The organism is Anaerobacillus sp. QJM3NY_32, from assembly GCF_056173645.1.
In genome coordinates this window covers 2,067,228-2,079,148 of the sequence record NZ_CM149684.1, presented here as the reverse complement: position 1 = coordinate 2,079,148, position 11,921 = coordinate 2,067,228, and the positions used below count along the sequence as shown (strand labels likewise).

The window sequence follows — 11,921 nt, the reverse complement described above, 5'->3', positions numbered from 1 at the left end:
TCAAAATTGTTTAACATATCCAAGATTAGGTAATTATTATGTCAGGAAAACCTATTATACACTGTAACAGCGTTATGATTCCTTTACAAAGGTTATACCCACACTATACAATTACAGTGTATAAATGTCGACGCTTGAAGTTAATTCGATGAAGGAGGAGATGGAATGAGCAAAAAAACAATCGTTATTGGTGCTGGACTAGGAGGTCTTTCGGCAGCTATTCGTCTGGCAGCCGATGGACATCAAGTTACCGTACTGGAAAAAAATGAGCGCGCTGGCGGCAAATTAAACAAACGTTCTGGCCAAGGGTTTAAATTCGATACGGGTCCTTCCATTCTAACAATGCCTTGGGTCCTTGAGAAACTATTCAAAAGCGCAAACCGAAATGTAAACGATTATATGACCATTAAACGTATTGAACCTCAATGGAGAACTTTCTTCGAAGATGGCGCCCAGATTGATGTAACAAGTGATATTGCTGTTATGTTATCTGAAGTACATAAGCGCTCAGAGAAAGATTATTCCAACTTCCTCTCCTATTTAGATTATTGCAAAACGATGTTCGATTTAAGCTTAAAAAGCTTTTACAAAAAAAGCTTGTCAGGCATTCAAGATTTGCAAAAACTGCATTCATTTAAAGATCTTCTCACAATGAACCCTATGAAATCAATGAATCAGGCAACGGAAAAATATCTGGATGATAAACATCTTCAGCAGCTCTTTAACTTCTTTATTATGTATATTGGCTCATCACCTTATCATTCCCCTGCCATTCTTTCACAACTTGTTTATGTGCAGCTTGGCCTTGGTATTTATTATGTTGAAGGCGGTATGTATAACATAGCAGAAGGAATGCTTAAGCTACTTGATGAGCTAGGTGTGGACGTACAAGTCAATACAGAGGTCGCTGAGATTCTCACCGTAAACAAAAAAGCAGCTGGTGTAAAACTTGCGAATGGGACGATGATGGAGGCAGACTTAATCGTTAGTAATCTTGAAGGCATCCCTGCCCACGAGACGCTTCTTAAAGGAGAGCCTGGTGCTGAAAAAGTGAAAGATGAATTGAAAAAATATACTCCTACCGTTTCAGGCCTTGTGTTGTTACTTGGTGTAAATAAGACGTTTGATCACCTTCAACACCACAACTTTTTCTTCTCGAAAGATCCCGAGTTAGAATTCAAACAAATATTTGATGAAGGGGTCCCTGCTGACGATCCAACGGTCTATATTGGTGTCTCATCAAAATCTGACCCTACTCAGGCACCGGCAGGAAAAGAAAATCTCTTTGTCTTAACACATGTTCCACCATTAGAGCCTGGTGAGAGCTTTGAGAAACATCGCGGTAGATACCGTGAAATCGTCCTAGATAAATTAGAACGAATGGGTATGACAGGTCTTCGCGAATCAATTGAATTCGAATATCAGTTCATTCCAGATGATATTAAGAATTTATATGGTTCTAACGGCGGCTCTATCTATGGTGTAGCAACGGATCGTAAAGTAAACGGTGGTTTTAAAATACCATCTAGAAGTTCACTAATTGATAATCTGTACTTTGTAGGCGGTTCAACACATCCAGGTGGTGGTGTACCAATGGTTACACTTTCAGGTCAGTTAACTGCAGATTTAATTGCTGAAGATCAGAAATTGAAAGATGAACAAACTGGCTAAGAAAGGGACTTCGCAACATGATGAAATGGGATAACGTAATCTTTCGACTATTTATTTTTTGGTACTGCTGTGGGTTGATCCTTGTTGGCTTCGACCTACTTCCATCGTTTCTTAACTGGGCAAATGCCTTCTTCCTTATACTCTGTGGAATATTAGGCAGCTTTTATTTTGTACGTACGTTTGGGGCTTTGCGGGGGCTTTCAACAGCCTCCTTTATCTTTGCTTTCAGTATGATCGCAGAGGGCTTAGGCGTTCATTATGGTTTAATCTTTGGTAAATATGATTATTCCGGTGATTTTGGGTTTAAATTAGCTGACGTTCCAATAGGGATTGGTTTTGCTTGGATTATGGTGATCGCCGTTACCCATGTGCTTTCGCTTCAAATGACCGAAATACTAAATCCTGGAATCATAAGATGGATCGTCTACTCCCTTGTAGGCTCCCTTATTGCCGTTTTAATTGACTTAATCATTGATCCCGTCGCCTATTTAGTGAAGGGTTATTGGGGATGGGACGGAAACGGCGTTTATTATAACGTTCCTTTCCAAAATTTCACGGGCTGGTTCTGGGTATCCCTTTTCTTCCATGCCTTACTCTATCCTCTCTATATGAGGAATAAGGTTCCAAATAGGACTTCTTTCATTATATGGAAGCATCGAATGGCTATGTTATTTGGTATGGTCATGGGTATGTTTATTTTCCTTGCACTACTTGATGGACTTTGGCTTGCGGTCTTTGTAACATCGATTCCTACACTGCTTCTGCTAATTACCTATAAGAAAAAAGCGAAGCAAAATGGACACGCTAAAGTGGAAGAGGTGACCGTCTAATGTTGCTCATCTATATTAGCATTCTTACAGCGTTTGTCTTGTGGACGATCATCAATTCACTCTTCATGCCACGTCTATCAAATCGAAGTATTCAGGGGGATGAGAATGGACGAGTATCCATTCTTATCCCTCTTCGTGATGAAGAACGAAACGTAGGGGAACTCCTTCAAAGCTTAAAAAAGCTCACATATCAAAATATCGAATTTCTTCTACTTGACGACCACTCTAGTGATCAAACATTGAATTTACTGTATGAAGGAACAAAAAATGATCCGCGATTTATGATAATTCGTGGTAAAGACCTACCTGAAGGTTGGACTGGGAAAGTATATGCTTGTCACCAGCTAAGTGAACATGCTAAAGGACAATACCTACTGTTTAATGATGCAGATTTAAGACTGTCGCCAAATGCGGTTCAAGCTGCCCTCTTATTAATGAAAAAGCGGAAGGCTTCCATGATAACAGGGTTTCCTGCTTTTCCTGTAAGCTTGTTTCTTGAAAAGCTTCTTGTACCACTTCAGCATTTTGTCGTTCATTTCCATCTTCCATTAGCACCAGCTAATTGGACGAACCTTCCCTCCTTCACCGCTGCTCATGGGGCTTTTATAATGGTTCATACGGAATCATACAAACACGTTGGTGGTCATGAAGGGATTCGCGAGACCCTCCTAGATGATATTGATTTAGCAAAAGCATTTAAGAAAAAAGGACAAAGAGTTATTCTTGCCAATATAACAAATGTGGTCACTTGTTATATGTATCAAACAAATCGCGAAGTCTGGAATGGTTTTACTAAAAACCTTTTCCCAGGTCTCGGCCGCTCTCGTTTCCTAATATGGATCCTCTTTATTTTTTATGGTATTTTCTATGTCGGCCCTTTTATTTTATTACTTGCAGGGCTTTATACAGCATTAACAGGTTCACTAATAGTCGCACTCTTTTACCCCTATGTCCTAATCGTGCTTCAAAAAGCATGGATTGATTTAAGAACGAATCAAAGAGTCACGTTATCGCTCCTCATGCCACTTAGTGCTGTCGCGTTTATGACTCTGTTGATTCATTCTATGCGCACAGGTTTAAGGCAGAAAGGTTATGTTTGGAAAGGAAGAACATACTCATGAAAACAATTGCCGTTATTGGGGCAGGACTCGGTGGGCTCTCTGCTTCAATTAAGCTAGCTAGCAAAGGATACAACGTACACGTTTATGACAAAAATGAATACGCAGGTGGGAAAATGATGCCTGTTAACCTGGGGACACATCACTTTGATTTCGGGCCAAACACAATGACAATGCCTGAAATTTTTGATTCTTTATTTGAAGAAGCAAACCTTAACCCCAGGGATTATTTCACGTGGATGAAGCTCGACCATCATACAAGAAATGTAGACTATGATGGTCAATCTTTTATGATGAGCACAGACGAATCTTTCATGATAGAACAACTACAGAAGCTTGATTCATTTGCAGCGAATCATTATCTCGCATATCTCAAAGAAATTGAACGACTCTATCATTTATCCAAATCATCATTCTTTCCGAGGATGTTTACAAAGTGGAATGATTACTTGTCTCCTACATTGTTTCGTGCGGTTATGAAAGTGAGACCGCTTGAGAAAATGAATCACTTTCATGAACGCTATTTTCAGCATCCTCTTTTATTAAAAGCTTTTAATCGCTATTCTACATATATTGGTTCCTCCCCCTTTCTCTCGCCAGCTACTTTTGCGATGATCGGATACCTTGAGATGGTGCAGGGAGTTTATTATGTTAAAGGGGGAAACACCAAACTTGCTGAAAGTCTAGAAACCGCGGCAAAACAGCTAGGTGTTACTTTTCACTTAAATACTGAAGTGAATCAAATACATGTTGAAAATAAAAAAGCGAAGCAAATTGAAACGGCTTCTGATCGATTAAACGTAGACAAGGTTATTATTAATGGCGATTTATTAAAAGCCTATCCAGCATTAGTTGATGAGAAAGAGCGACCATCCATGCCTAATATAAAAATTGAGAGATCATCTCCTTCCATTTCCGCTTTTGTCATCATGGCTGGATTATCAACAAGACTTCCTAATCTCGTACATCATCAAGTATACTTTGCTCAAAATTACAGTCATGAGTTTAAAACGCTATTTAAAGGAGAATGGCCTGACGATCCGACGATCTATATTTCAAATTCTTCAGCAACAGACCCTTCTGTTTCTCCAGATGGAGATAATCTCTTTATTCTAGTAAATGCGCCTCCTCTGTCCGAAAATAACCAAGTTTCCTTAGAGGAATATAAAGAGAAAATATATGATAAGTTGGAGAAGCATGAATTACCTATAAGAAAGCACCTTGTCACGGAGAAGGTCATCGGACCTGAAGAAATTAAAGAACGTTTCCACGCTTTCAGAGGGGCACTCTACGGCATTTCTTCGAATTCTTTAAAAAATAGTTTTCTTAGACCTTCCAATCAATCAAAGGATATCTCGAATATCTACTTTGCTGGCGGAAGCACCCATCCTGGTGGTGGTTCTCCAATGGTCGTCATTAGCGGGAAAAATGTGGCGAATCGAATCATACGCGAAGATCACTAGTGCACAAGTACAAATTGTTCAGTAAAGAACGCCATTTATGGTAGACTATCTAAACAAATTTAAAGTGCCTTCCAAATGAAGCTTGCGTTTGGAGGGCACTTTTCGATTTAATTTATCAATTATTTCGTTTGAACACCTTTTACCCTTAATTCTTCAACAAATGATGCAACAGGCGATCTTTATCTTCAAAAAATTGTTTCATCGTCACAAAATGATCAGTTCCTTCTAACGTTACGTCACTCATGCTATCGGCGTTTAGCTGTAGGATTCTTGCCTCAGGGTATGCCATTAAAATTGGTGAGTGTGTCGATATAATTAGTTGAGAACCTTCTTGAACAAGCTCATGTATTCTCGTTAACATCGATAGCTGCCTAATCGGTGAGAGCGCCGCTTCGGGTTCATCTAAAATGTACAACCCTCTTCCTTGAAATCGGTACATAAATGTAGCAAAAAAAGACTCTCCGTGCGATTGTTGATGAAGTGATTTCCCTCCAAAAGAATCAATAATTTTCGGACCAAATCCCTCTTGATCTAATGCTTCAATATTCGTAGCTAAATTGTAATACGTCTCGGCTCGAAAGAAAAAAGAATCATCTGGTCTATGAACTCCTCTTGTTAATTTCAAATACTGATGCAAATTTGAGTGAGAATCATAGCTAGAAAAATTGAAATTCTTCGTGCCACCTTCAGGATTCATACCTAGTGTCCCAGCTATCCCTTCTAGCAGCGTTGATTTCCCCATTCCATTCTCACCAACAATATACGTAACATTTGGGTGAAAGATAAGTTCATCCTGTAGACTTTGTACAGCAGGTAGTGAGAACGGAAATTCATTGGCTTCAGTTTTTTCTAAACGGACACTTCTGATATATTGTGTCTCTTTCGTTAGTTTCACTTGACTCCCCCTTATGTCATAACACTTAAGAAACCCTTTATGCACATTCTGGAAAAGGTTTGAGGAATCTTCTATTGAATAAAGTATGATCCCACTACATCGATCAAGACTATGACGGCGGCTGACCTTCATGTTTTTCAAAGCAAGTAAAGCAGTATAGCTGACCATTCCAACTAACTCCATCGAGAAAACCATTCAAGCAATAAACTAATTTCTGACAGTTTGTACACTCACCAATTTGTTCTCTCATGCGATCATCCTTCCAGAGGATTGAACTTTTGTGATCAAAAAGAATTCGGACTTAGAATAAATGAAACTGGGCTCTATCTAAGGTCTTTCCCTAATCCCTTTTATTAATAAATTGCAGAGCTCGGTGAAGCCATTCATTGAACTCCTCCGGGTATTCATGATCCAGACCTTGAATAATTTTCAGTTCATGTGCAACCTCTTGAGCTTCCAACAACTCGGATAAGGCTTTAGACCCCTCAAGACAGTCATCATCTTCCTCACCACATATGATATAAGCCTTTATATTTGAATTCTTTAAAGAATCGATAGTATCTCGCCATTCATCAATATTAGGAATCCATGGTGCTACGAAAATAAAACCATCCACACGTATACGCTGCTCGAGAATCGCTCTAAGTGCTACGTGACATCCTGCTGAAAAACCTCCAATAATCAAGTTTTCTCTAGAGGAAAGGGAATTCACATGGTCCTGTATTTCTTGTACCCCTAAAGCAGCGTCTTCCCATTCATAAGCATCTGAAAACTGGATTTGAGATGATTGAGGAAAGGCGAGTTTATACTTTTTCGTTGCTGTTCGGTTCCAAGCTACAGCGGTCATTTCAGCATTCTCTTGATCTCCATGAACAGCCATAAGAACGGGACGTTCTTGTTCACCCTCGTTATTTAAAACCGTTAACGCTGGCTTTGCTTGTTCCATCGCCTTTTCTTCTCTTTGTTTACAAAGCTGAACCAATTCTTGAAACTTTTCAAACTCACGGAGGGAATCCAAGTCTTCATCCGCTTGTAAATACTCATACGCATACCAGTATCCCTTATCAATAATGGCTTCCTCCATGATCCCAAGGGCTTCTTTTTTTAGGTCAGATGCAGCTGCAAGAGCATATTGAAAATTGTAGAGCTGAGCTTGATTGCCTTCCACATTCTTCGCATGCTCTTTCATAAATTGATAAGCTTTTAAACTACCACTTTCTTCATAAATTGTGATCGTTTCATTCAATAAACGTGTATAAGATCGTTTTTTCATAATTTCCCCCAAATGATTAATAGCAAGCTACCTCTATCATGCCATAAGTCCTTCAAAAACAAAACGCCTTACAATTAAACCGAAGTTGCTCCCATTCACTTCGAAGCATCCCCATTTTGATGGCATCGTAGTAAACACCTTCTACTATTCTTGCATCTCTTATTCTAGCTTCTTCTTTCATTCCAACCTTCCCTGCCACCTTGATCATCCGTTCATTCCCAGACCAGGTAGACATGCCAAGTCGATGAAGCTTTGTTGATCGAAATAGAAAATGGATCCATTCTCTATAAGCTTCAGAACCGTATCCTCCATTCCAGTAAGATGGATCATAAATAACAATTCCGGTTTCAAGCCAGTTAGTGAACTTATCAACCCAGTATGATCCCACTGTACCTATCACTTTATTGTCTGCTTCAATAACTAACGTATCTGGAACTCCGAGACTAATTTCACGCTGTTGCTCCCACTCTTTCTTGTACTCTACTTTGGATATCTTCTTCTCAATGATGTATGGGCCGTTCCATTTTTTTGCTTCTTGCTTCTCCTCTTCATATTTCCAATAGTATAAAGTACTAATATCCTCCAATGTTGCCTCTCTTAATGTTACTTTCTTCTTCTCAATATAAATCAACAGGCTTTCCTACCTTTCTTTGTCGATAACATAGCTCTTTCTAGAATAGCTTTCTTGATTACTTGCGTCACCCTTTTTGAAAAAAATTAGAGATCATTACCCCTAATGATGCATAGAACATTCATTACCTCCTAATCATTTCAAATTCTCTCAAATGTTACAACTCCTTTTCGCTTAGATTCCTTAATCTTAAAGACATTAAGGATATAACAAAAAGCTCTCCTCCAATTGGAAGAGAGCTTTTTTGTTAATTTCCGGCAATCGCCGATAAAAGCGCTTCTTTTTCTTTTTCCGATACAAATGCTCGCTGGTGAAAGACATTATACTCTTTTTTACGAATGGACTGCAAAATGGCTTTGTAAAAAACCGCTGAGCTTTTCACTGGAAGGCGAGCATCTAGAGGATAATGATGCATAGCTGAGAAAGCTGTTTCGTAATGCATTTCAGCTCGAACAGCAAGCTTTTCCCAAACTTTGATAAATGCCTCATTCATTCTTCGACTTCTTAAATCTTCAACACCATAACCTAATGCTTCCATCTCTGCAATTGGCAAATAAATTCGGTCTCGGTCTAGATCTTCAGAGATATCTCTTAAAATGTTCGTGATTTGCATGCCAAGACCTAACGCTATGGCACTCTCTCGAAGTTCGTCTACCTTTTTTGGAGCAAGAATTGGAAGAAGCATAAGGCCAACGGTGCTTGCCACATGATAAGAATAATGTTCAAGTTCCTCAAGCGTATAATACTTCGTTTTATATAAGTCCATTTCTTGCCCAGCAATCATATCGTGAAAAGCTTTCGTATCCATGGAGAAATTACGAAAAACATCTTCAAGAGCTAGCCACATAGGATCAGTTTTTGGTATTTCACCTTTTAGAAAAGAGGCAAATTCAGAACGAAAGACCTTTAATTCTGCTTCAGGATCTGTGCCTTCATCAATGATGTCATCAACCTGCCTGCAAAAACCATAAACAGCCCAGACTGCTTTCTTCTTTGAAGAAGGCAATAAAGAAAACGCTTTGTAAAACGTTTTGGAATGATGTTTAATAATGGCTTCACAGTGAGCATAGGCTTGTTCGAGCATCTCTCGTTCACACCCTTTCAATTTCTTTTACAAGAAGATCCGCCCCCTGCATAACGATTGGGATGCCACCTCCAGGATGGATCGATGCTCCCACCGCATAAAGGTTTTCAAATTTAAAAGGTTTCACTTGTGGTCTAAAAGCGCCTGATTGTGTAAGCGTTGGGGCGATACCGAAGCTCCCCCCTTTATATAAGCCTTCCACTTCTGCATCAGCAGGTGTGCGAATTTCTAACCACTCTATAGATTCTTTTAAACCTGGAAAACCTCTTGTTTCAAGAAGTTCAATCATTTTTGATGCAACGTTTTCCTTTTCATCCCATTCGACTGCTTCACCTGATGGTACGGGGATCAGCACGTATAGCACGCCTTTACCAGGAGGTGCTAGCGTTTCATCAATGAGAGAAGGATGGAACGTGTAAATAGCCGGTTGGTCTGTCAATTTACCACCTTGAAAAACGTCCTTCATATGGGATGTAAAGTCATTTGTCATAAAAAATTGATGAACATCAGCATTATCATATACACGATCAAGCCCCATATAGAGGAGTAGACAACCTGAGGAGGCTTTGTATTTCTTCCGAGGAACTTTCTCTTTTTTTATCAGATTCTTGATCATAGGGAAATCTCCATTGTACACTACTTTATCATAATAATGTTCTCCACTTGTAGTACGAATTCCTCTACATGTCTTCCCATCAATGAGTAATTCTTCCACGTTAGATTCTAAATGAACCGTTACGTTTTGAAGACGAAGATGTTTTTCTAATACAGTAATCAAGCTTGCATAGCCACCTTTTAAATACCAGATGCCATGTTCATATTCGCTAAAAGGAACTAAAGAATAAAGTGCTGGTGAAGCAGATGGATTTCCACCAATATAAAGCGTTTGTAGGGCAAAGGCGTCTTGCAACCGTTCATCATTAAAATAATTAGATACTTGAGATTGAACAGACTGGTAAGCTTTAAGCTCGAGTAAAAGCTTCATATTACTTGGAGTAAAGAAATCTTTTCTATTAATAAAAGACTGTTCGAGAAAAGCCGCCTTTCCTTTCTTAAATCGAACGCGCATATCTTCAAGATAAGAAAGAAAATGTTGCTCTTCTCCAGGAAACATTCGAGTGATCTCTTCCAGCTGCTTCTCGATATCACTTGTTTTCGTAAAAGTAGAACCGTCTGGATAAATCATGCGATATAGTGGATCACACCTTACCATCTCAACTTCCTCACGAGGAACTCCCGCTTTATCCAAAAACTCATAGATCATCTCTGGAAGAAGCACGATCGTAGGGCCTTTGTCGATCTTGAACCCATCTCGTTCAACAAATGAAAGTCTACCTCCAAGCGTAGGCGCTTTTTCATGCAGCTCAACGTTGTAGCCTTTTTGTGAAAGGAGTAGCGCGGAAAGCATGCCACCTATGCCTCCACCTACTATACCAATCGTCATTTCGCACTCTCCAAAAGCGCTGCTTGTTCATGAAGCATTCTGCTCGTGATGCGTGCAGATTCCATAATTGTTGGAAGTCCACTCCCCGGGTGAGTTCCTCCACCAACAAGCCAGCAATGATTTAATTCTTTAAATTGGTTAGGTGGACGGAAGTACATCATTTGAGGAAGATTATGAGCTAAATTAAATGTGGCTCCTTTATAAACATTTAAATCCATCTCCCAATCCGTTGGCGTGTACATTTCCTCAACTTCGATATGCTTTTCAATATCCTTAAATTCCGTTCTTTGTTCAAGCTGATCAAGAACTAATCTTCTAAATTCATCCTTACGTTCTTCCCAATCAACTAAACTAAAGTTATTCGGTACTGGAGCAAGGATATAAATGGAAGATTTACCTTCTGGAGCAAGAGTATCGTCAGTAACGGAAGCATTTTGTACATAAATGGAAGGATCTTCTGATAGAATTTTCTTCTTAGTAAGCTCTTCTACGTTCTTTTTATAATCAGAGGAGAAGATAATAGAGTGATGCGGTAAGTCGTACTTTTTATCTACACCAAGGTATAGCATAAAGGCTGAGCAAGAATATTTTTTCTGTTCCATTTTTTTAGGTGTATATTTTTTTACAGAACCAGATGGAATGAGATGATTTACAGCATGTGCGAAGTCAGCATTTATAATGACTTCATCGGCATAATCCGTCGTACCATCTTCAAGTTCCACACCTTTCACTGTCTTCCCATCAAGTAAGAGCTGCTTCACACCTTTATTCGTATGAACTTCGCCGCCCTCTTCCTTAATAACCCTGGCCATAGCTTCTGGAATTTGACTCAATCCGCCAATCGGATGAAAAATGCCGTAAGCATGTTCCATATAAGAAAGAATCGTAAAAGCACCTGGACACTCCCACGGTGACATTCCAAGGTATTTTGCCTGGAAAGTAAAGGATAGCCTTAAACGCTCATCATCGAAATAATGGGAAAGTCGCTTGTAAACACTATCTGTCACCGTCAATTTAGGTAAAGCCTTCACAAACCGCCATCTACCATAATCAAGAAGTGAATCATGCTTATTTTGAAGAATAGGCATGAGCGCTTCGAATTTTTCTTTCTCTTCTTTCATAAAACGTCTATACCCTTCACCGTCTCCAGGAAATGTCTCTTCGATTCTTCTAACCATTTCATCCTGGTCACGCGTTGGATAAAAGGAAACATCATCGAATTTCAATTCGTACATTGGATCGATTTCAATTAAGTCGATATAGTCATGGACATTACGTCCAGATTCCTCGAACATTTTTTCGAGAATATGCGGCATATTAAGGAAGGTTGGTCCTCTGTCAAAGCGGTAGCCACTTCGCTCAAATCCAGAAGTTCGCCCCCCCACATAGGATTGTTTCTCATAAACTGTAACCGAATGTCCTTTGCTCGCTAGAAGCATAGCAGCTGTAAGCCCTCCCGGACCTGCACCGATTACGATGACTCGTTTTGTTGTTGGCATCATTTTTCCCCTT

At 39.5% G+C, this 11,921-nt stretch carries 10 protein-coding genes; 4 read left to right on the top strand and 6 right to left on the bottom strand.

What is annotated here, in order from left to right; all coding sequences use genetic code 11:
- Positions 1–165 precede the first annotated feature (165 nt).
- From AC0VYH_RS11135 to AC0VYH_RS11120, 4 genes are read left to right on the top strand one after another with little or no spacing between them, the layout of a single operon-like run.
- Positions 166–1,671: a phytoene desaturase family protein gene (locus AC0VYH_RS11135; RefSeq protein ID WP_475367368.1), complete on the top strand. Its 1,506-nt coding sequence runs from the start codon at positions 166–168 to the stop codon at positions 1,669–1,671.
- Between the two features lie 17 nt (positions 1,672–1,688).
- Positions 1,689–2,501 carry a carotenoid biosynthesis protein gene (locus AC0VYH_RS11130; RefSeq protein ID WP_430246368.1) on the top strand — a complete coding sequence of 271 codons (813 nt, stop codon included), beginning with the start codon at positions 1,689–1,691 and terminating at the stop codon, positions 2,499–2,501.
- On the top strand, positions 2,501–3,622 hold the full coding sequence (locus tag AC0VYH_RS11125; protein WP_475367366.1) for a glycosyltransferase family 2 protein: 1,122 nt from the start codon (positions 2,501–2,503) through the stop codon (positions 3,620–3,622). The genes AC0VYH_RS11130 and AC0VYH_RS11125 overlap by 1 nt, the downstream gene beginning before the upstream one ends.
- Complete coding sequence (locus AC0VYH_RS11120; protein WP_475367365.1) at positions 3,619–5,082, top strand: phytoene desaturase family protein; 1,464 nt, start codon at positions 3,619–3,621, stop codon at positions 5,080–5,082. The genes AC0VYH_RS11125 and AC0VYH_RS11120 overlap by 4 nt, the downstream gene beginning before the upstream one ends.
- A 145-nt stretch (positions 5,083–5,227) precedes the next feature.
- Here the strand turns inward: AC0VYH_RS11120 and AC0VYH_RS11115 are convergent, their stop codons facing one another.
- From AC0VYH_RS11115 to AC0VYH_RS11090, 6 genes are all read right to left on the bottom strand, one after another.
- Positions 5,228–5,977, bottom strand: coding sequence for an AAA family ATPase (locus AC0VYH_RS11115; RefSeq protein ID WP_475367364.1), 750 nt, complete (start codon positions 5,975–5,977; stop codon positions 5,228–5,230).
- A 340-nt stretch (positions 5,978–6,317) separates the two neighbouring features.
- Positions 6,318–7,250, bottom strand: a complete 933-nt coding sequence (locus AC0VYH_RS11110) for an alpha/beta hydrolase (protein ID WP_430246360.1) — start codon at positions 7,248–7,250, stop codon at positions 6,318–6,320.
- 52 nt (positions 7,251–7,302) lie between these two features.
- Positions 7,303–7,881, bottom strand: coding sequence for a GNAT family N-acetyltransferase (locus AC0VYH_RS11105; RefSeq protein ID WP_475368979.1), 579 nt, complete (start codon positions 7,879–7,881; stop codon positions 7,303–7,305).
- Between the two features lie 247 nt (positions 7,882–8,128).
- Positions 8,129–8,965 carry a phytoene/squalene synthase family protein gene (locus AC0VYH_RS11100; RefSeq protein ID WP_430246356.1) on the bottom strand — a complete coding sequence of 279 codons (837 nt, stop codon included), beginning with the start codon at positions 8,963–8,965 and terminating at the stop codon, positions 8,129–8,131.
- A 7-nt stretch (positions 8,966–8,972) separates the two neighbouring features.
- A complete protein-coding gene (locus AC0VYH_RS11095) occupies positions 8,973–10,409 on the bottom strand; it encodes a phytoene desaturase family protein (protein WP_430246354.1) in 1,437 nt (478 codons plus the stop codon).
- Positions 10,406–11,908 (bottom strand): phytoene desaturase family protein, encoded by a 1,503-nt coding sequence (locus tag AC0VYH_RS11090; protein WP_475373749.1) that lies wholly within the window; start codon positions 11,906–11,908, stop codon positions 10,406–10,408. Before AC0VYH_RS11090 ends, AC0VYH_RS11095 begins: the two co-directional genes overlap by 4 nt.
- Between the last annotated feature and the right edge of the window lie 13 nt (positions 11,909–11,921).